Here is a 20,565-nt window from a genome sequence, read left to right on the forward strand (position 1 = left end):
TCCGCAGGGTCGGTTCCCCATCTTTTTATCCCGCTCGGTGTCTCACATGTGTTTGTCCGGGTTCAGGGTCCTCATCTCCCCTTCTTCCGGTACATGAGCCCATCGGCCGCCTCGAGGGCCTGCACCAGCTCCTTTTCCTCCACCCGGCTGAAGCCCACGGAAACCGAAGGGAAACGAGCATGGACCCGCGCCTCCAGAGAGGCTCCATCCCTTAAGCCCAGGTGCAGGCCCACGAACTCGTCCCCGCCCACCCGGTAAAGGGCATCCCCCTCACGGGCCTCCTCCCGCAGGACCCTGGCGAAGCGGACCAGATGGGCATCCCCCGCCTTATGCCCCTCCCGGTCGTTCACCGCCTTGAGGTCGTCCAGGTCCCAGAGGGAAAGGACCAGGGAAAGCCCCTCCCGGGCGGCCAGGGCCTGGAGCCGGGAAAAGTCCCGCTCCAAGGAGCGGCGGTTGGCCAGGCCCGTGAGGGGGTCGGTGAGGGCCTCGCTCTGGATGAGGCTTTGCAGAGCCTGGAGGCGCCGGATCATGGCCGCCACGCTGAGGCCGGCTATGCTGGCCAAAAGCCCCCCCGCCGCCACCAGGAAGCGGGTTTCCTCCTGGGGCCAAGGGGCGAGGAGGACATAGGCCAAGGCCAGCCAAAGCCCGGGCCAGCCGGCGAAGGCGGCAAAGGCGTAGGCGCCCACGGTGAAGAAGGCCATGACCCCAAGCCGCCAATCCTCCCCCGAAAGCCCGGTGACCACCGCCTCCGGTGGGGCTACCAGGCTCATGAGGGCGGTGAATAGGGCCACCCCCAGGTGCAGGGCCACGGCCAGGCGCCCCATGCCCGTGACCCTGCCCAGGATGTAGGCCACGGGAAGGCTTAACCAGTAAAGGAGCGTGGCAGCGTACATCACCCGGCCCCCATAAAGCACCACCACCGGGATCCACACCAAAGGGATCAGGGCCAGGCGCCAGTACAGGCGGACCAGCCCCGGCCAGATCTCGGGGGACATGCCGCATTCTACCCATACCACCCAAACCACCGGGCGGTTCATTTGGGGTAGGGGCCCCAAAGCGGCCAGCTTGACTTTGCCCCCTCCACCCTGGACGATGAGAAGGATGGATGACAAGCGCATCCGCAACTTCTCCATCATCGCCCATGTGGACCACGGGAAGTCCACCCTGGCTGACCGAATCCTACAGCTGACCCATGCGGTGAGCGAACGGGAGATGCGGGAGCAGTTTCTGGACTCCCTGGAACTGGAGCGCGAACGGGGCATCACCATCAAGGCCAGCGCCGTGCGGGTGGAGTACCGGGCCAAGGACGGGAAAACCTATATCTTCAACCTGATTGACACCCCGGGCCACGTGGACTTCACCTACGAGGTCTCCCGGGCCTTGGCGGCGGTGGAAGGAGTCCTTCTGGTGGTGGACGCCAGCCAAGGAGTGGAGGCGGAAACCCTGGCCAAGTTCTACATGGCCCTGGAGCACGGCCACGCAATGATCCCCGTCATCAATAAGATCGACCTTCCCAACGCCAGGCCCCTGGAGGTAGCCCTCGAGGTGGAGGAGGTTTTGGGCCTTCCCGCCGACGAGGCCATCTTCGCCTCGGGGAAGACGGGGGAAGGCGTGGAGGAGATCCTCGAGGCCATCGTAAAGCGCATCCCACCCCCCAAGGGCGACCCGGAAGCTCCCCTTAAGGCCCTCATCTTCGACTCCCTTTACGACGCCTACCAGGGGGTGATCCCCTACCTCCGCCTCTTTGAGGGCCGGGTGCGCCCGGGGGACCGGATCCGCATCTACTCCACCGGCAAGGAGTTCACCGTGGACAAGGTGGGGATCTTCACCCCCCAAGGGCTCATCCCCGTGGAGGAGCTCACCGCCGGGGAGGTGGGCTGGCTGGTGGCCGCCATCCGGGACATCCACGACGTCCAGGTGGGGGATACCATCACCCACGCCCATAGGCCCACGGAGGCCCCCTACCCCGGCTTCCGCCCCGCCAAACCCGTGGTCTTCGCCGGGCTCTATCCCGTGGACTCCGGGGACTACGGCAAACTCCGGGACGCCCTGGAAAAACTCAAGCTCAACGACGCCGCCCTTTCCTTTGAGCCGGAGACCTCCACCGCCTTGGGCTTTGGCTTCCGCTGTGGATTCCTGGGGCTTCTCCATGCCGAGATCGTGCAGGAACGCTTGGAGCGGGAGTTCGGCCTGGAGCTCATCGCCACCGCCCCCAGCGTGGTCTACAAGGTCCGTCTGAAGAACGGGGAGGAGATGGAGGTGCTCAACCCCGCCGACCTCCCCGACCCCACGAAGATCGAAGAGATCCTCGAGCCCTACGTAAAGCTCACCGTCTTCACCCCCGAGGAGTACGTGGGGGCCATCATGCAACTCGTCCAGGAAAAACGGGGTCGCCTGGTGAACATGACCTACCTTCCCGGGGAAACCAAGCGGGTGGAGCTGGTCTACGAGGTGCCCTTTGCTGAGATCCTCTACGACTTCCACGATCGCCTGAAGAGTCTCTCCCGGGGCTACGCCTCCATGGACTACGAGCAGATCGGTTACCAGCCTGGGGACCTGGTCAAGGTCAACGTGCTGGTGCACGGGGAGCCCGTGGACGCCCTCACCTTCATCGCCCACCGGGACAAGGCCTACGCCATGGCCCGGGCCATGGTGGACAAGCTGGCGGAGGTCATCCCCCGGCAGCTCTTTGAAGTGCCCATCCAGGCGGCCATCGGGGGGAAGATCATCGCCCGGGCCACGGTGAAGGCCCTACGCAAGGACGTGCTGGCCAAATGCTACGGTGGGGACGTGACCCGGAAGAAGAAGCTTCTGGAAAAGCAAAAGGAGGGGAAGAAGCGGCTCAAGGCCATCGGCAAGGTGGAGGTGCCCCAGGAGGCCTTCCTGGCGGTGCTCTCGGCGGGGCGGGATGAGTCTTAGGGCGAGGCTCGCCCTGGTTATCGCCCTTTTGGCTTTCCTGCCCAACCTGGTCCTGGCCCTCACCCTGGGCCTCATGGGGGAGGGTCCCTGGCTGCCCTTGGTGCTTTGGCTTCTTCTCATCGCCGTGGTTTCCGGGGCGGTGGGGTATTTCCTGGCCCGAAGCCTCCTTAAGCCCCTCGAGGAGCTCACCCGCGCCCTGGCCTACCTCTCCTTAAAGGAGAGCCCGGTGAACGAGCTCAGGCTACCCGCTCCCAAGGAGCCTCCCCCCCTGGAAATCGCCCTGCTCCGCGCCCGCTTCGGGGAGCTTCTTCAACGCCTCCAGCGCCTCATGGAGGCCCGGGAAGCCTTCTACGGGGCCCTGGCCCACGATCTGAAAACCCCCCTGCTTTCCGCCATCCGGGCCCTGGAGTACCTGGAAAGGGCGGACCACCTGGGACGGGAGAAGCGGGTGGAGCTCCTTCTGGCCTTGAGGCGGGAGCTCTCCCAGGCCCACCTCTTGTTGGAAAACCTCCTGGCCCTCTCCCGCCTGGAAGCCCGCACCCCCCAGCGGGAAACCCTGAACCTAAGGGCCTTGGCCGAGGATCTCCTCCTGCGCTACCAGGAGGAAGCGGGAAGGCGGGGGCTTGGCCTTGCGGTGGAGGGGGCGGGTCTCGCCCGGGGGGAGCGGCTCCTTGTGGAAAGGGCCCTGGCCAACCTTCTGGATAACGCCCTGCGGCACGCCAAAACCCAGGTGCGCATCCGGGTGGAGGAAGGGGCCTTACAGGTGGAGGACGACGGGGATGGGCTTCCCCTTCCCCTGGAGGCCCTGGCCCAGCCCTTCCGCCAAGGAGGCCCGAACCGGGGAAGCGCGGGGCTTGGCCTCTACACCGCCAAGCGGGTGGCCGAGGCCCACGGGGGGAGGCTTTTGACCTGCAAAAGCCCCTTGGGCGGGGCGTGTTTGCGCCTGGAACTTCCCTCGGCCAAGGAGCTTTAGTCCATAACCGGGGGAATCTGCCGCACCCAGAGGATGTAGGAGAGGTGCTCCAGGTACCTCAAGGGAACCTCGGGAAGGGGGCGGTCCACCTCGAGGCTCATCATGGCCTCCCCGCCCCGCTTCTTGCGGCTCACCGTGAGGTAAGCGATGTTCACCTCGTCATCGGCCAGGATGCGGGCCACCCGGGCCACCACCCCCGGGGTGTCCACGTTGCGGATCACCAGGGTGGGGGCGGCTCCGGTGATGCGCACCTCAAAGCCATCCAGGTCAAAGATGCGCACCAATCCGCCTCCCAGGGAGCTTCCGGTCACGGTGATGCGCTCCTTCTCCCCCTCCAGGACCATGCGCACGGTGTTGGGGTGCACATCCCCTAGCTCCACCGCCTTAAAGGCCACCTCGAGGCCTTCTTTCTCCGCCAGGGAAAGGCTTTCCTTAAGCCGCTCGTCGTCGGGGGTAAAGCCCAAAACCCCCGCCACCAGGGCCAGGTGGGTGCCGTGGCCCTTTCCCGTCTTGGCGAAGGAACCGTGCAGGCCAAACTCCACCCGCCTGGGCCTTTCCCCCAAAAGGTGCCGGGCCAGAAGGGCCAGGCGGCAGGCCCCGGCGGTGTGGCTGGAGGAAGGCCCCACCATCACCGGGCCGATCATGTCCAGTAGACCCATGCCTGTAGAATAACCCCATGCGCGCGTTCCTGACCCGGGCCATCGGCTTCCTCTTGGCCCTGGGACTCCCGGTTTTAGGCCAAAGCCTGGTGGTCCCGAAGGAAGTCCAGGCGGGAAGGTCCGTGGTCCTGGAGGGGCGGGACCTGCCCGAGGGGCGCTTCCCCATGGTGCTGGAGGGTCCCGAGGGACAGGAAACCTTGGAGGTGGAGGCCCAGAAGGGGAGGTTCCAGCTGGAGTTACACCCCAAGGTCCCCGGGGAGTACCGCATCCGCCTTTCCCTGCCCGCCGGTGCCCTGGAAGCCCGCTTCACCGCCCTGCCTCCCGCCACCCCCGAGCTGACCCGGGAAGGGCTCAAGCTCCCCTGGGGCCTCCTGCCCCTACCCCCGGGGGATTGGCTGGGACCTTTGGTCCAAGGGGATAAGGTGTACGTAGCCCAGGGGCTTTTGGCGGTGGAAACCAGCCTTAAGGAGAAAACCCTAGCCTTTCACTTTGCCCCGGCCCGCATCCTAGCCCTCCGTCCAGGCCCCGAGGCCCTCCTCGAGGGGGACTGGGTCTTGCCCATCCCCTTTCCCCGGGTGCCCTTTGAAGGCAAGGAGGAGGACCTAAAGGCCCTGGGCTCCCTCCTGGAAGCCCTCAACCCCCCGAAGCCCTGGCCCTACTATGCCTACTGGACCCTGGACCCCGCCACCCTCACCCCGGAGGACCTGGAGGCCTACGGCCAGGACCTCCTGGCCCGGGGCCATAGGCCGGAACTCCTCTTCGGCCAACCGGAGGTGGCCCGCATGGCGGAGGTCTCCCGCTCCCTGCGGCAAAAGGATCCCGAAAAGGCCCTTCTCCTGGCCAAGGTCCTCCTCCGCTACACCCCTCTCTTCCCAGGCTCGCTGGCTTTTTTCCAGGAGACTGCCCAGTACCTGGAGGCCCAGGGCCACCCTGCCCAGGCCCTGACCTTCTTCGAGGCGGGAAAGGTTCTGCGCGCCTGGCTTCCCCCCAGGCTTTCCCTGCTTCCCATGGCCCTCTGGACCCTGGGCCTGGCCTACCTGGGCCTCATGCTCTACCTCTTCCTCTACTACCTGCCCGCCCAGCTAAAGGACCTGAAACCCATCGGCGGCTACCTAGGCGGGCTCTGGCGGCACCCCCTCCTGCGCCTTCGGCACCTTCACCTGGCCTACGCCAGCCTGGGGGAACGGGTGTTGGCCCTGGCCCTCTTCCTAGCCCTCAGCCTGGGCTTCCTCCTTCAGGGACTGGACGCCCAGGTGCGAAAAGAGCTTTTCGCCCCCCCCTTGGACCAAGGCACCCTCCGTACCCAAAAAGCCCAGGACTGGCTCCGCACCCTGCCCCCCACTCCTGAGGTCAAGGCCCTTCTGGGCTACGCCCTCCTTTCGGAAGCCCCTAAGGAGGCCCAGGGCCTCCTGCGGGAAGCCCCTTTACCCTTCGCCCTGGCCCTTAGGGGAGACGAAACCGCCTTGGCCCAGGCCTACCGTAGGGCTCCCCTCGAGGGACCCATCCGCACAGCCCTCCAACTGGGGCAGGATCCCTGGGGGGCCAGGGAGCCGGGTCCCAGCCTGCGCACCCTTTACCTGGCCCTCCTCCAGGTGGAGCTCAAGCGCCTCCAGGAGGATCCCTTTCGGGAGTTCCTGCGCCTAGGCACCTCCCTTCCTGAAGGGGTGAAGCCCTGGGCCTTCGCTGGCTTCTGGCTCCTTCTTTTCTACCACCTCTTCACCTTCCTCCTGCCCCGGCGCAGGACCCCGGTCCCCCCCTCCTGGGCCCTGGGGGTGCGCCTTTTGGTGCCGGGAAGCCTGGGGTTCTCCTCGGGGCTGGGCCTCGTCCTCCTCCTCCTGGCCTCCTATGGGCTTTTTGCCGTGTTGGAGGGGCAGAAACCCACCTTCCTAATCCTGGCCTATGGGCTCCACCTCCTGGCGTTGATGGTCAGCCTAAGGAGGCCCGCATGATCCTGCCACCCATCCCCACCCCCTTCGACCGGGAAGGCCGCCTGGACACGGAGGCCTTCCGCGGGTTGGCGGAAGCCCTAGAACCTTTGGTGGACGGGCTTCTCATCTACGGCTCCAACGGGGAAGGCGTTCATCTGACCCCTGAGGAACGGGCCAGGGGGCTTCGGGCCCTAAAACCCCGGAAGCCTTTCCTGGTGGGCCTCATGGAGGAAACCCTGCCCCAGGCGGAACGGGCCCTCCTCGAGGCCCAGGAGGCAGGGGCCATGGCCCTCTTGGCCACCCCACCCCGGTACTACCACGCCAGCCTGGGCGAGGGGCTGGTGGCCTATTACCAGGCCCTGGCGGAGAGGACGCCCGTCTTCCTTTACCACGTGCCCCAGAACACCAAGGTGGACCTCCCCCTTGCCGCGGTAGAGAGCTTGGCCCAGCACCCCAGGATCCTGGGCATCAAGGACTCCAGCGGGGACCTCTCCCGCCTGGCCTTTTACCAGGCCCATCTAAGGGATTTCCGGGTCTTCACCGGCCACGCCCCCACCTTTCTGGGGGCTTTGGCCCTGGGAGCGGAAGGAGGCATCCTGGCGGCGGCCAACCTGGCCCCCAGGGCCTACCGGGCCCTGCTGGAGGCCTTCCGCTCCGGGCGGATCCAGGAAGCCCAGGCCCTGCAGAAGCGGCTCTTCCCCCTGGGGGACCTCCTCTCCAAGGGCGGGGTGCCCCTCCTCAAACAGGCCCTCCGCCACCTGGGCCTGCCTGCAGGGTACCCCAGGCCCCCCTATCCCCCGGAAAGCCCCCTTTGGCCCAGGTTCCTTCCGGTTCTGGATATCCTGAAGGAAGAGGGATGGATTCTATGAGAAGGATGGCCCTGCTCATCATGGCGCTAGGTTTTCTGGCCGCCTGTGCGCCCCAAACCCTCACCCCGGAAGCCCGTTTCCTAGGGGCGGAAATCCGGGGTTTTGAGCTAAGCCCGGAACCCGCCCTCCTCCTGGGGGTAAGGGTGGCGTTCCAAAACCCCAACCCCTTCCCCTTGCCCCTTTCCACCTTTGGCACCCAGCTCCGGGTGGGGGAGGTGGGGGTGCCTTTGGACCTCACCCTACCCCCTGGGCGCAAGGAGGAGACCTTGAGCCCCGCACCGATGTCTATCTGGCCCGCCCCTACCCCCTGGGCGCAAGGAGGAGACCCTCCTGGTGCGCCTGACCCCAGGGGAAGCCCTCGCCACCGCAAGGGCCCTCCTTTCCCGGGAAGGGGTGGAGGTGGCCCTCGAGGGGCGCACCCTGGGCCAGAACTTTTCCTTCTTCCGCACCCGCTTAAGCTTTCCCCTGGAGCCCCCAAGGGTGCGCCGGACAGGGCTGAACTTTTTCCTGGAAAACCCCAATCCTCTCCCCTTGCGGGTGGAGGGGAGGCTGGTGCTCCTGGGCCAGACCTTCCAAGTGGAGGCGGACCTGCCCGCCCGGGGGGAAGGTAGGCTCCAGGTGGTGGGCTTCCGGCCTGGCCTGGAACGGGGGACGGGGCGGCTGGAGCTCAGCCTCGAGGTCCCCGGCTTTCTGCGGCAAAGCCTGGTTTTACCCCTCTAGAGCCTAAAACCCAGGGGCAAAAGCTCTCCCAGGGTCTTCACCACATACCCCTCGGGCCCGTGCATGACTACCTCGGTCCCGGAGGAGCCAAACTCAAAAAGCACCTGGCGGCATCCCCCGCAAGGGGGGATGGGGCCCTTCGGGCTATAGATGTGCACCCGGTCTATCCGCCTCTTCCCCGCCAAGACCATGGCGGCCACCGCATTGCGCTCCGCACACTGGGAAAGGGGAAAGGAGGCGTTTTCCACGTTGACCCCAAGGAAGCTTTCCCCTTCCGCCTCCACCAGGGCCGCCACGGGAAAGCCGGAGTAAGGAGCGTAGGCCCGCCCCACGTGGGCCCTCAGGATTTCCCTAACCTTCTCCATGCTCCACCAGCCTTTCCACCCGTACCCGCTCGATGCGCCGCTGGCTGGCGCTTTCCACCACGAACCGGAACCCCTGCCATTCCACGCTCTCCCCCACGCCGGGGATGCGGCCGAACCGCTCGTAGAGGAAGCCCGAGAGGGTGTCGTACTCCCCCTCGGGAAGCTCCACCCCCAAGGCCTCGGAAACCTCGTCCACGGGGGTTTGGGCCTGGATGGAGAAGGAGCCGTCGGGAAGCCTGCGAATGGCCAGGTCCTCCGGCTCGTCGGTCTCATCGTAGATCTCCCCCACGATCTCCTCCATCACATCCTCCAAGGTGACCAGGCCCGCTGTGCCCCCGAACTCGTCCACCACGATGGCCATGTGCACCTTCCGCCGGCGGAGCTCCCTCAGAAGCGACCAAGCATCCATGTTCTCGGGGACGAAGTAGGGAGGATGGGCGATGGAGGCCACGGTGCGCCCCTTAAGCTCCTCCTCGCAGTAGTAGTCCAGCAGGTCCTTGGCGTAGGCCACCCCCACGATGTGGTCCACGTTCTCCTTGTAGACAGGAACCCGGCTGTAGCGGTGCTCCCGGAAGAGGTGGAGGAAGTCCTCCAGGCTGGCCTCCGCCTCAATGGCCACCATCTCCACCCGGGGGGTCATGATCTCCCGCACGGGGGTTTCCTCCAGCTCCAGGATGGAGTGGATCATCTCCTCCTCCTGGGCCTCTATGGTGCCCGACTCCTCCGCCCCAGCCAGGATCAGCTTGAGCTCCTGCTCGGAGACCAGGGGGGTACCCCGGGGCTCGAGGCCCAGCACCCTGAGCAGGAAGACGGAGAGCAGGCTAAAGAACCGGCCCACGGGATAGAGGAGGACGGAGAGGAGATAGATGGGCCAGACCCCCACCCGGGCCAGGGCCACCGCGTGGTGCACGGCAATGGACTTGGGGGTGATCTCCCCGAAGAACAGGATGAGGAAGGTCATGAGCCCCGTGGCCAGGCCCACCCCCACCGAGCCGAAGGCCCGGGTGGCCAGGTCCGTCACCAAGGCGGTGGCGGCAATGTTCACCAGGTTGTTGCCCACCAGGATGGTGGTGAGGAAGCGGGTGATGTCCTGGGCCAGGAGGCGGAAGGGCCCCCCTTGAGCTTCCGAGAGCTCCCGCACCTTCCAGGGGTAAAGGGTGGTGAAGGCGGTCTCGGTAGCGGAGAAAAAGGCGGAGAAGGCCAAGAGGAGGACCAAAAGGAAAAGGTCCCCAGGGCTTGGGGCTTGGGACTGGGCCAGGGCTAGGGAACCGAAGGGCAAGAGGAAGAGCCACCGACTGGGAGGTCTGTCCATATCACCTTTCCGCATTCTACACCATGGCCAAGTGTGGCCCAGCCCCGCCTCTTTACTTCACCTTTCTGTATAGTTGAAGGGTATGAACGGTCCGCCCCTTACCCTGGTGGAGGAGCTTTCCCGGCTAGGCTACGCCCTCATGCGCCTCCTCTTCGCCCGGGCCAAGGAGGTCTTCGCCAAGGAGGGGGTCTCTCCCCTCCAGGCAGAGGCCCTTCGCCTGGTGGCCCAGGGGGTGCGACTGCCCTCGAGGCTGGCGGAGCACCTGGAGGTCCTGCCTTCCCAGGTCTCCCACCTCTTGGCCTCCTTGGAAGAGGCCGGGCTCCTGGAGCGCTACCCCGACCCCGAGGACCGGCGGCGGGTCCAGCTCCAGCTCACCCCCAAGGGGGAGGCGGTGCAGAAACGCCTCCAGACGGCCTGGCTGGAGGCCTACCGCCAACACCTGAGCCGCCTGGACACCGCGGAGCTCCTGGCCTTCCGCGACCTCCTGAGGAAGCTCACGGAGGTGGAGGGTGGCTAGGCTTTGGACCCTCCTTTTCCTCCTGGCCCCGGCCCTGGCCAGCGGCCACGCCCTGGACCCCTTGCAGGAGCACCCCCTCCTGCGCCAGGCCCAGGCCCTCCTGGAGGCGGCGCGCAAGGGGGTGGAGGCCCAGGCCGCCCCCGTGGCCCTGAACCTGCAGGGGAACTACACCCGGCTGGGCTACGAGTGCACCCCTTCCTCCCTTTGCCAAAACCTCCCCGGTACCGGAGGGAGCCTCACCCTCTCCCTGGTCCTCACCCCCTTTCCCTTCGGCGAGGCCGCGGACGGGCTGGCAAGGGCCCAGATCGCCTACCGCCGGGCGGAGCTGGGCTACCGCAAGGCCCTCACCGCCCTGCAAGCCCAAGCGGTGGCCGCCCACGGCCGCCACCGCCAAGCCCTCCTGGGGGTGGAGGCGGCAGCCAAGGGCTTGGAGCTGGCCGAGAAGGCCTTAGAGGCGGCCAGGAAGCGCCAGGCCAACGCCAAGGAACTGCGCGAGGCAGAGCTGGCGGTTTTGGAAGCGAAAAACCGCTTGGAGGAGGCCCGCCGGGGTCTGGAACTGGCTAAGCGGGCAGCGGCAGGGCTGGTGGACCTGGAAAAGCCCCTTCCCAACATCCCCCCACCCCGGGGAAGCACACCCCTCGCCCTAGAGGAGGCCCGCCTAAGCGTGGCGGAGGCCGGGATCGCCTACGAGAGTGCCCTACGGGCCCTCTTGCCCCAGGCGCAAGCCAGTTACCTCCTCTACCTGAGCGGCAACGACACCCTGGCCCTTACCCTCTCCAGCCGCTCCCTGCAACCCACCCTCTCCTACACCCGCCAAGACCCCGCCCGCCAGCCCACCGCGGTGCCCGGCGGGGGCAGTTACCGCACCCAGGAGGAGCTCCGGCTTTCCCTCTCCCTCACCCTCTCCCCTGGGCTCTTGGAGGCCCTGGAGGCGGCCACCTTCCAGAAGCAGGGGGCAGAAGAGGCCCTACGGGCGACTGAGGTCCAGGCCGGGCTCCAGGAGGCTACCCTGCGCCACGCCCTCCAGGGAGCCGAGGCTGCCCTGGCCCTGGCCCGGAAGCGCCTGGCCGCCCAGGAGCAGGCCTATGAGGAAGTCCGCCAGCGCCTGGCCCTGGGGCTGGAAAGCCCCCTGGCCCTGCTCCAGGCCGAACTCTCCCTGGTCCAGGCCCGCCTGGGCCTGGCACAAGCCGAAAGCGAATACCGAAACCGTCTGATGGACCTTTACCAGTTCTACGGTGAGCTCTTACCGGAGGTTGCCCCATGAAACGAGCCCTTATGACCCTTCTCCTCTTGGTCCCCGTCCTGGCCCAACCCCTCCCTGAGGCCCTGAAGCGGGCCTCCGAGGTGGCGGCAGTGGCCACGGCCCGGCTGGACCTCGCCCTGAAGCAGAAGGACCTGGCCCGGACCCTGCAAGACCCCTTGCGCACGGCCCTCTCCGAGCTCCAGGCCCGGCAGGCGGCCCTCCTGGCCGAGGCCAAGCTCAAGCGGGCCCTGGCCCAGGCGGAAAGCGACATCGTCGCCGCCTACGCCCAGGCCCGGGAGGCCGCGCTCCAAGTGGCCCTGGCCGCCAAGGCCCTGGAGGTGGCCGAGCTGGGCCTCAAGGCCACCGAGGTGCGGGTGAAGGGCGGGGGCGCCACCAGCCTGGACCTCCTGGAAGCGCAAAACCGGGTGTTGGAGGCCCGGAAGAACCTGGAGGCCGCCCAGCGGGGCCAAGAAAGCGCCCTGGCGGCTTTGGCCAACCTGGTGGGCGCTTGGAAGCCGGAGAGTGTCCAGGAACTCCCACCCCTACCCGGCATGGAGGTGGTGGAAGCCCTACTCCAAGAGCATGCCGACCTCCTCCAGCTTCGGCAGTCCCTAGAACTCCTCCGTTTCCAGCGGGGCCTCCTGGACGAAAGCTTCGCCGCCAGGAGGGACCTCGAGGCCCTGGAGGACCAGGCCAGGACCCTGGAGGAGAACCTGGGGAGCCTGGAGCGCTCCCTGCGGGTGGCCTTGGAGGCCCGCCACCGCCAGCTTGCCCCCCTCCTCCAGGGGGTGAAGACGGCTGAGGAGGCCTACCGGGGGGCTCAGGAACGCTACCGGGCCGAGGAAAAGCGGTTCCAGGCAGGGCTTGCCAGCCGCCTCTCCCTCCTACAACAGGAGCTTGCCCTGAAACAGGCCGAACTCACCTTGGAGCAGGCCAAGCACGCCTACCTGAAGGCCTACTACGGGCTCCTGGCGAGCCGCTAAGGAGGAAACTATGCGCCCTGTAACGAGCCTTGCCCTAAGCCTCATCCTCCTCAGCGCCTGCGCCCCCAAGGAGGCCAAAGCTCCCGAGACTCCTCCCACCCCTACCCTGGCCACGGAGGTGCGCACCGTGAGGGCCCAGTCTGGAATCCTGGAGCGGGAGGTACGGACCTCCGCCACCTTGCAGGCGGAAAAGGAGAGCCTGGTGGCGGCAGGCGCCTCCGGCCGGGTCCTGCGAACCCTTCCCCCCCGNGGCTTAACCTAAAACAAGCCGAGGCCAACCTGGAGCGCGCCCGAAACCAGCTTGCGGGAAACCGGGCCACCCTCAAGGCCCAGCTTCAAGCGGCAGAGGCCCAGCTTCAGGCGGCCAAGAAGCGCTACGAGGAAGGCCAGGCCCTGCTTTCGGCCGGGGCCTTGGCCCCTTTGGACCTCAAGGCCCTCGAGGCCCAGTACCGCCAGGCGGAAAGCAACTACCAGAACGCCCTCGAGGCCCTATCCCGCCTGGAGCGGGGGGAGGACCTCCGGCCTCTTGAGCTTCAGGTGGAGGCCGCCCGGCTCCAGGTGCGCCAGGCGGAAAGGAACCTCAAGGAAAGCACGGTGCGGGCCCCCTTCGCCGGGGAGGTGGTGGAGGTGTTCGTAAGGGAAGGGGAGTTCGTGGGAACGGGAAGCCGGGCCTTCCGGTTGGCCACCACGGACCGCCTTTTGGCCAAGGTCTACCTCCCCCCCGACCAAGCCAGCGCCCTCACCCCAGAAACGCCCTTCCTCCTCAGGCAAAACGGGCGGGAGGTCTGGGCACGCCTCCTGCGCAAGACGGACCTTCCGGGACAGACCCGCCTGGTGGAGGTGGTCCTGAAGCCGGAAGGCACCCTGCTCCCGGGTCCCGCCGAGATGCGCTACCGGGTGAAGCTGGCCGAGGGCCTCCTCCTCCCCGCGACGAGCCTTCAGGTCCAGGAGGGGGAAACCCTGGTCTACCAGGTGGAGGCGGGGAAGGCGAGAAAAACCCCTGTGCGCCTTCTCGCCCAGGAGGGCGGACAGGCAGCGGTGGAGGGCCTTAACGAGGGTGCCGAGGTCATCCATCCCGTGCCCGTGGGCCTCAAGGATGGGGATCCCGTGGAGGTGGTTCGGTGAGGACCAACCCTCTGGTGGCCTTCTTTGTGGAGCGGTTCGTCTTCGCAACCGCCATCTTTGCGGGCCTGGTCCTGGTGGGCCTGCTCCTGGGCCTTGGGCTTGGGGTGGAGCTCCTGCCCCGCTTCAGCGTGCCCGTGGTGGCGGTCTCCACCAGCTATCCCGGGGCCGGTCCCGAGGAGGTGGCGGAGCAAGTATCCAAGCCCCTCGAGGACGCCCTTTCCACCCTAAGCGGGGTGGACACCATCGGAAGCAGCTCCACCGAGGGCTTCAGCCTGGTCTTCGTCCAGTTCCAGCAAGGGGTGGACGTGGACCGGGTGGCGGTGGAGGTGAGCCAGAAGGTGGCCGCCGCCCGGGCCCTGCTTCCCAGGGATGCCTCGCCCCCCGTGGTGCAGAAGTTTGACCCCTCGGCAAGCCCCATCCTCTACGTGGCCCTCGAGGCGCCCGGGGAGGATCTCTCCCAGGTGTTGCGCTACGCCGAGCGAACCCTAAAGCCCCGCCTCCAGCTGGTGCCGGGGGTGGCGGACATCCGCCTCACCGGGGCGCCCAGGCGGGCCATCCGGGTCTACCTGGACCCAGGCCGCCTCGAGGCCCTGGGCGTGGCCCCCGGCCAGGTGGTGCAGGCGCTTTCCACCTCGGCCCTGAACCTACCCTTGGGGAACCTCACCGAGGGGGAAAAGCGCCTGGTCTATACCCTGCGCAACACCCCCGCCACCGCCGAGGAGGTGGCGGATTTGGTCCTGGACCCCTCCCGGGGCCTCAGGATCAGGGACGTGGCCCGGGTGGAGGAGCGGGCGGAGGAGCCCAGTACCCTAAACCGCCTGAACGGCCGCCCCGCCGTCCTCCTAGCGGTGGTGAAGACCCCCGACTCCAACGCCGTGGCCGTGGCGGACGGGGTCAAAAAGACCCTGGCGGAAACCAAACTCCCCGCAGGCTACCGGGCGGAGATCGCCCTGGACTCCACCCGCTTTATCCGGGCCGCCGTTTTGGACACGGTGCGGGAAGCCTTCCTAGCTGCCTTGGCGGTGTCCTTGGTGGTGCTGGTCTTTTTGGGGAAGCTGAACTCCGTCTTCTCCGTGATCCTGGCCATCCCCATCACCCTCTCGGGGGCCATCCTCCTTTTCGGCCTTCTGGGCTTCACCTACAACCTGATCAGCCTTCTCGCCCTCACCGTGGCGGTGGGCATCGTGGTGGACGACTCCATCGTGGTGGCGGAGAACATCGACCGCTACCGGCGCATGGGTTACGGCCTCAAGGAAGCGGTGCTGAGGGGAGCCAGCGAGGTTTCCGTGGCGGTGGCCGCCGCCACCCTGAGCCTCCTGGCGGTATTCCTCCCCATCAGCTTCCTCCCGGGCATCATCGGCCAGATCTTCCAGCAGTTCGGCCTGGGCATGGCCGCTGCCATCGCCGTGAGCTGGCTGGAAGCCCTCCTCTTCCTCACCGTGCGCCTGGCCTACTTCCCGGACCCCGAGCCCCCAAGCCCCAAGGAAGCCCTTCTGGCCCTCCGCCTCCTGCCCCAGGACCTCCGCTTCGCTTACCGAAGGGGCTTTCGTACCCCAGTGGGCCTTCTCCTCGGAGCCCTGGCCGCCTTCCTCCTCTACCGGCAGGGGCCCCTTTGGCTCCTCCTCCTTCCCCTATACCCCGCCCTCCTTGGCCTTGGGCGCTACCTGGGCCGCTTTTTCCTGGACCTGGCGGGAGCCCTCACCCACCTCCTCCACGCCAGCTCCGAGGCCTTGATGCACCGCCTCACCGAGGCTTACGCCCGAAGCCTTAGCCAGGTCCTAAGGCGGCCTTGGGTGGTCCTGGGCCTCGCCACCCTGGCCTTCCTCTCCCTCTTCCCCCTCCTGCCCAGGATCCCCTTCAACTTCACCCCCCGCTCCGACACCGGGGTCCTCACCGCCACCCTGCTCTTGCCCAAGGACACCCCCCTGGCGGTCTCCGACCGGGCGTCAAGGACCCTCGAGGCCTACTTCCTCTCCCACCCGGCGGTGAAGCGGGTGGTCACCACCGTGGGGGCCAGCGCCACCGGCGGGGCCCAGGTGGGGGACCCCAGCCGGGTGCAGCTCCAGATCGTCCTGAAGCCCAAGAGCGAGCGCCAGGACATCTTCACCCTCACCGAGATCTTCAATCGCCAAGGACGGGAGGCCCTTAAGGACTTCCCTGGAGCCGACCTGCGGGTCCTGGCCCAGACCGGCCCCGAGGCCGGGGATGCGGACCTGCAGTTTTTCGTCACCAGCCCCGACCGGGCCCTTTTGGAGAAGCGGGTGATGGAGATCACCCAGCTGATTGCGGAAAAACCCTATGTCCTCAACGTGAAGAACACCCTCGAGGCCACCCAGCGGGAACGGGTCTTCGTACCGGATCCTGCCCGGCTTTCCGGCACCGGCCTCACTCCCCTCGACGTAGCCCAGACCCTGCGCCTTTACCTCTCCGGCAGCCAGGCGGCCACCGCCAGGAGGAGCGGCGAGGAGTTGGCCATCGTGGTCCAGGCGGATCCCCTACGCCTCGGGGGCGAGTCCGACCTCCTCTCCCTGCCCATTTACGCCCCTGCCCTGGGAGCCTTCCTGCCCCTGGGAAACCTGGGGCGGTTCGTGGAGCGGCCTGGACCCACCCTGATCTCGAGGCGCAACCAGGCCTACGCCGCCGGGATCAACATCAACCTCAAGCCCGACGCCCCAGGAAGCTTCCAGATCCAACGGGAGCTGGAGGCGGAGCTTAGGGAGAAGGGCCTTTTGGGCGATGGAGTGGAGCTTCTGGCCACGGGCCTCGGCTCCTTCACCGGGGAGCTGGCCCGGCTGGCCCCCCTGGCCTTCCTCCTGGCCCTGTTCCTCAACTACCTGGTCATCGCCAGCCAGTTCAACGCCTGGCGCTACCCCCTTTACCTTCTCCTCCCCGTTCCCCTAGCCCTGGTGGGGGCCTTCTGGCTCACCTACCTCTTGGGCACCGGCCTGGACGTGATCAGCGTCCTGGGGGTGGTGATGCTCATCGGTCTGGTCACCAAAAACGCCATCCTCCTCCTGGACTTCGCCGTAAGGCGCATGCGCGAAAAGCCCTTAAGGGAAGCCTTGGTGGAGGCGGCCCGGCTCCGCTTAAGGCCCATCCTCATGACCAGCCTAACCGTGCTTATCATTAGCCTGCCTTTGCTTCTAGGCACCGGGGAAGGCGCCGAGTACCGTAGACCTCTAGGGGTGATCATCCTGGGGGGACTCCTTTCCTCCACCCTCCTCACCCTCTTCGTGGTGCCCGCGGCCTTCTACGCCTTTGAAGGGCAAAGGGCCCGGGAAGCGATCCTGAGGTGATCCATGAGCGCCAAAAAGCTCCTTCTCCTCTTCCTGGTGGCAGCCTTCCTCATCGCTCTGACCGTGGTTGGGGTGGCCCACTACTTCCTCAGGCCCTTAAAGGCAGAGGGCGTGGCCCAGGAGGCCTTGACGCAAGCTGGCCTCGAGGTGCGGGAGGCTTCTTACGGCCTAGAGCTCATCCCCAAAGCCCCCAAGGCCCTTTTGGCCTTCTACCCCGGGGCCCGGGTGGAACCCTTGGCCTACGCCCCGGTCCTGGCCCCGGTGGCGGAGGCGGGGTACCTGGTGGTCCTCTTGAAGGTTCCCTCGGGCATCGCCCTCCTGGGAAAGGAAAGGGCCCTGGAGGCCCACCGGGCCCATTCCGGGCTCCCCTGGGTGGTGGGCGGGCACAGCCTAGGCGGGGTGGCAGCGGCAGAGCTGGCCGCCTCGGAAGGGCTTCCCCTCATCCTCTTCGCCAGCTACCCGGAAAGGGACCTTTCCCAGGAAGACCTCCCCGTCCTGGCCCTTTTTGGCACGGAAGACGGCCTTCTCCCCCCGGAAAAAGCCCGGGAGAAGGCCCGGCTCCTTCCCAAAAACGCCCGGGTGGTCTTCGTGGAGGGATTGAACCATGCAGGCTTTGGCGCCTACGGCCCCCAGAAGGGAGACCGGCCCGCCCGAAGGCCCCGGGAAGCCCTATGGCGGGAGATCCAGGAGGAGGTCCTGCTCTTCCTGGAGGGCCTGGGCCTGGACGCCCCTCCCCCGCCCCAGGCCCACCGCTGAGGGCCAAGGTGGTATAGTGGGAAAAGCCGGGGCGGGCGCCCCCCCTCGGAACATTTCCCCCCAAAACCCACACCCAGCTCAAACCCTGGCTTTGGCGCCCGGGTACCGGAGTTTGCAGCCCGCTGGGTGGGGTTTGGAAAGGGGGAAGGAAAGGAGCAGCCATGAAGGATAGTTTCCAAACCCTTAAGACCCTTAACACCCCTAGCGGCACCTACGCCTACTTTGACCTCACGGAACTGGAAAGGAAAGGGATTGCCGAGGTAAGCCGCCTCCCCTTCTCCATCCGCATCATGCTGGAAAGCCTCCTCAGAAACGAGGACGGCTACCAGGTAACCCGGGAGGACATCGAGGCCCTAGCCCGCTGGACCCCTGAGCCGGGGGAGATCAACGTGCCCCTGAAGCTGGCCCGGGTCATCCTCCAGGACTTCACCGGGGTCCCGGCGGTGGTGGACTTGGCCGCCATGCGGGACGCCGTGGCCGAGCGGGGCGGGGATCCCAAGCGCATCAACCCCGTGGTCCCCGCCGACCTGGTCATCGACCACTCGGTGCAGGTGGACGCCTTCGGCACCGCCTACGCCTTCTTCTACAACGTGGAGAAGGAATACGAGCGGAACCGGGAGCGCTACCTGCTCCTCAAGTGGGCCCAGGGAGCCCTGGAAAACTTCCGGGTGGTGCCCCCCGGCACCGGCATCGTCCACCAGGTGAACCTGGAGTACCTGGCCCAGGTGGTGATGACCGAAAAGCGGGATGGCCTCCGCCTGGCCTTCCCCGACAGCCTGGTGGGCACCGACAGCCACACCACCATGGTGAACGGCCTGGGGGTTCTGGGCTGGGGCGTGGGGGGCATTGAGGCCGAGGCCGTCATGCTGGGCCAGCCCTACTACATGCTGGCCCCCAAGGTGGTGGGCTTCAAGCTCTTTGGGGAGCTCCCTGAGGGGGCCACCGCCACCGACCTGGTCCTGACCATCACCGAGATCCTACGCAAGCACGGGGTGGTGGGCAAGTTCGTGGAGTTCTACGGCCCCGGCGTGGCCAAGCTCTCCCTGGCGGACCGGGCCACCATCGCCAACATGGCCCCCGAGTACGGGGCCACCATGGGCTTCTTCCCCGTGGACGAGGAAACCCTAAGCTACCTGAGGCTCACGGGCCGCCCCGAAGCTCTGGTGGAGCTGGTGGAGGCCTATACCAAGGCGGTGGGCCTTTTCCGCACCCCCGAGGCCGAGGCCAAGGTGCAGTACTCCGAGTACCTGGAGCTGGACCTCTCCACCGTAGAACCCTCCCTGGCCGGCCCCAAACGGCCCCAGGACCGGGTGCCCCTCAAGGAGGTGAAGGGGAGCTTCCTGGCCCACCTCACCAAGCCGGTGAAGGAACGGGGCTTCGGGCTTACCCAGGACCAGCTCTCCAAAAAGGTGCTGGTCAAGCGCCAGGACGAGGAGTTTGAGCTCACCCACGGTTCCGTGGTCATCGCCGCCATCACCAGCTGCACCAACACCTCCAACCCCACGGTGATGCTGGGAGCCGGGCTTCTGGCCAAGAAGGCGGTGGAGGCGGGCCTGGACACCAAGCCCTGGGTGAAGAGCTCCTTGGCCCCGGGTTCCAAGGTGGTCACCGACTACCTGGAGAACAGCGGCCTCCTTCCCTTCCTCGAGGCCCTGCGCTTCCACGTGGTGGGCTACGGGTGCACCACCTGCATCGGCAACTCCGGCCCCCTGCCGGAGGACATCGCCAAGGCGGTGGAGGAGGGAAACCTGGTGGTGGCCGCCGTGCTTTCCGGGAACCGCAACTTTGAAGGGCGCATCAACCCCCACGTAAAGGCCAACTACCTGGCGAGCCCCATGCTGGTGGTGGCCTACGCCCTGGCGGGGCGCATGGACATCGACTTCACCGCGGAGCCCCTGGGCTATGACCCCAACGGCAAGCCCGTCTACCTCAAGGACATCTGGCCCTCCATGGAGGAGATCCGGGAAGCCATGGCCAAGACCCTGGACCCCGAGCTCTTCAAGAAGGAATACGCCCGGGTCTTCCAGGGGGACGAGCGCTGGCAGGCCCTGCCCGCCCCCACGGGGGAGCTCTTCGGCTGGGATCCCGAGAGCACCTACATCCAGAAGCCTCCCTTCTTCCAGAACCTGGGCCAGCACCAGGTGGGGGACATCCAGGGAGCCCGGGTGCTCCTGGTCCTCGGGGATTCCGTGACCACCGACCACATCTCCCCCGCCGGGGCCATCCCGGTGAAAAGCCCGGCGGGCCAGTACCTGATCTCCAAGGGGGTCAAGCCCGAGGACTTCAACTCCTACGGTTCCCGGCGCGGCAACCACGAGGTGATGATGCGGGGCACCTTCGCCAACATCCGCATCAAGAACCTGATGCTGGATGGGGTGGAGGGGGGCTACGCCAAGAAGCTGCCGGAGGGCGAGGTAGACTTCGTCTACCCCGTGGCCATGCGCTACAAGGCCGAGGGTACACCCCTTTTGGTCATCGCCGGCAAGGAGTACGGCACCGGTTCCAGCCGCGACTGGGCCGCCAAGGGCACCTTCCTCCTGGGCATCAAGGCGGTGCTGGCGGAAAGCTTTGAAAGGATCCACCGCTCCAATCTGGTGGGGATGGGAGTCCTGCCCCTGGAGTTCCTGCCGGGGGAGAACCGGGAAACCCTGGGCCTTACCGGCTACGAGGTCTACGACATCCTGGGCCTAAAGGACCTCGCCCCCCGCAAGAGGGTGGAGGTGGTGGCGAGAAGGGAAGATGGCACGGAGGTTCGCTTCCAGGCCATCGCCCGCCTGGACACCCCGGTGGAGGTGGATTACTACAAAAACGGGGGCATTCTCCAGACCGTGCTCCTCAACATGCTAAAGGAGGCGAAGGCCCAGTAGCGAAGCGCGCAAGGCCCCGGGGCTGTGCCCCGG

General features: G+C 66.9%; 15 protein-coding genes and 2 pseudogenes. 13 read left to right on the top strand and 4 right to left on the bottom strand.

Annotated features, from left to right (window positions below; translation table 11 throughout):
* Positions 1 to 71: 71 nt before the first annotated feature.
* Positions 72 to 995 carry a GGDEF domain-containing protein gene (locus C2847_RS00740; protein ID WP_164835594.1) on the bottom strand — a complete coding sequence of 308 codons (924 nt, stop codon included), beginning with the start codon at positions 993 to 995 and terminating at the stop codon, positions 72 to 74.
* A 97-nt stretch (positions 996 to 1,092) separates the two neighbouring features.
* Here C2847_RS00740 and lepA point away from each other — a divergent pair, with 97 nt between their 5' ends.
* Complete coding sequence (lepA, locus tag C2847_RS00745; protein ID WP_105316589.1) at positions 1,093 to 2,919, top strand: translation elongation factor 4; 1,827 nt, start codon at positions 1,093 to 1,095, stop codon at positions 2,917 to 2,919.
* Positions 2,909 to 3,892 (top strand): sensor histidine kinase, encoded by a 984-nt coding sequence (locus C2847_RS00750; protein ID WP_105316590.1) that lies wholly within the window; start codon positions 2,909 to 2,911, stop codon positions 3,890 to 3,892. The genes lepA and C2847_RS00750 overlap by 11 nt, the downstream gene beginning before the upstream one ends.
* On the opposite strand, the gene sdaAB is transcribed toward C2847_RS00750, so the two are convergent.
* Entirely contained in the window at positions 3,889 to 4,551 is a 663-nt protein-coding gene (gene sdaAB, locus C2847_RS00755) for an L-serine ammonia-lyase, iron-sulfur-dependent subunit beta (protein ID WP_015716795.1), read from the bottom strand. The genes C2847_RS00750 and sdaAB overlap by 4 nt on opposite strands.
* A gap of 17 nt (positions 4,552 to 4,568) precedes the next feature.
* Between sdaAB and C2847_RS00760 the strand changes: the two genes are divergently transcribed.
* The 3 genes from C2847_RS00760 to C2847_RS12960 all read left to right on the top strand — a co-directional run bounded on the left by C2847_RS00760 (position 4,569) and on the right by C2847_RS12960 (position 8,068).
* A complete protein-coding gene (locus tag C2847_RS00760; protein WP_105316591.1) occupies positions 4,569 to 6,500 on the top strand; it encodes a hypothetical protein in 1,932 nt (643 codons plus the stop codon).
* On the top strand, positions 6,497 to 7,348 hold the full coding sequence (locus tag C2847_RS00765; RefSeq protein ID WP_105316592.1) for a dihydrodipicolinate synthase family protein: 852 nt from the start codon (positions 6,497 to 6,499) through the stop codon (positions 7,346 to 7,348). The genes C2847_RS00760 and C2847_RS00765 overlap by 4 nt, the downstream gene beginning before the upstream one ends.
* A gap of 333 nt (positions 7,349 to 7,681) precedes the next feature.
* Positions 7,682 to 8,068 carry a hypothetical protein gene (locus tag C2847_RS12960; protein WP_425275068.1) on the top strand — a complete coding sequence of 129 codons (387 nt, stop codon included), beginning with the start codon at positions 7,682 to 7,684 and terminating at the stop codon, positions 8,066 to 8,068.
* Here the strand turns inward: C2847_RS12960 and cdd are convergent.
* A complete protein-coding gene (gene cdd, locus C2847_RS00775; RefSeq protein WP_105316593.1) occupies positions 8,065 to 8,433 on the bottom strand; it encodes a cytidine deaminase in 369 nt (122 codons plus the stop codon). The two genes, C2847_RS12960 and cdd, sit on opposite strands and share 4 nt — an antisense overlap.
* Complete coding sequence (locus C2847_RS00780; protein WP_105316665.1) at positions 8,420 to 9,745, bottom strand: hemolysin family protein; 1,326 nt, start codon at positions 9,743 to 9,745, stop codon at positions 8,420 to 8,422. The genes cdd and C2847_RS00780 overlap by 14 nt, the downstream gene beginning before the upstream one ends.
* An 82-nt stretch (positions 9,746 to 9,827) precedes the next feature.
* Between C2847_RS00780 and C2847_RS00785 the strand changes: the two genes are divergently transcribed.
* The 8 genes and pseudogenes from C2847_RS00785 to acnA all read left to right on the top strand — a co-directional run bounded on the left by C2847_RS00785 (position 9,828) and on the right by acnA (position 20,532).
* Positions 9,828 to 10,262: a MarR family winged helix-turn-helix transcriptional regulator gene (locus tag C2847_RS00785; protein ID WP_105316594.1), complete on the top strand. Its 435-nt coding sequence runs from the start codon at positions 9,828 to 9,830 to the stop codon at positions 10,260 to 10,262.
* On the top strand, positions 10,255 to 11,526 hold the full coding sequence (locus C2847_RS00790) for a TolC family protein (RefSeq protein ID WP_105316595.1): 1,272 nt from the start codon (positions 10,255 to 10,257) through the stop codon (positions 11,524 to 11,526). Before C2847_RS00785 ends, C2847_RS00790 begins: the two co-directional genes overlap by 8 nt.
* Positions 11,523 to 12,488 (top strand): TolC family protein, encoded by a 966-nt coding sequence (locus C2847_RS00795; RefSeq protein ID WP_105316596.1) that lies wholly within the window; start codon positions 11,523 to 11,525, stop codon positions 12,486 to 12,488. Before C2847_RS00790 ends, C2847_RS00795 begins: the two co-directional genes overlap by 4 nt.
* A 10-nt stretch (positions 12,489 to 12,498) precedes the next feature.
* A pseudogene (locus C2847_RS12455) lies at positions 12,499 to 12,737 on the top strand (RND transporter); the annotation flags it as partial.
* 1 nt (position 12,738) lies between these two features.
* Positions 12,739 to 13,613: pseudogene (locus C2847_RS00800) on the top strand (efflux RND transporter periplasmic adaptor subunit); the annotation flags it as partial.
* Positions 13,610 to 16,909, top strand: a complete 3,300-nt coding sequence (locus C2847_RS00805) for an efflux RND transporter permease subunit (RefSeq protein WP_105316597.1) — start codon at positions 13,610 to 13,612, stop codon at positions 16,907 to 16,909. The pseudogene C2847_RS00800 and the gene C2847_RS00805, both read left to right, overlap by 4 nt.
* A gap of 3 nt (positions 16,910 to 16,912) precedes the next feature.
* Positions 16,913 to 17,665 (top strand): alpha/beta hydrolase, encoded by a 753-nt coding sequence (locus C2847_RS00810; protein WP_105316598.1) that lies wholly within the window; start codon positions 16,913 to 16,915, stop codon positions 17,663 to 17,665.
* Between the two features lie 161 nt (positions 17,666 to 17,826).
* Positions 17,827 to 20,532 carry an aconitate hydratase AcnA gene (acnA, locus tag C2847_RS00815; RefSeq protein WP_105316599.1) on the top strand — a complete coding sequence of 902 codons (2,706 nt, stop codon included), beginning with the start codon at positions 17,827 to 17,829 and terminating at the stop codon, positions 20,530 to 20,532.
* Positions 20,533 to 20,565 lie beyond the last annotated feature (33 nt).

The organism is Thermus tenuipuniceus, assembly GCF_002964845.1.
GTDB lineage: Bacteria > Deinococcota > Deinococci > Deinococcales > Thermaceae > Thermus > Thermus tenuipuniceus.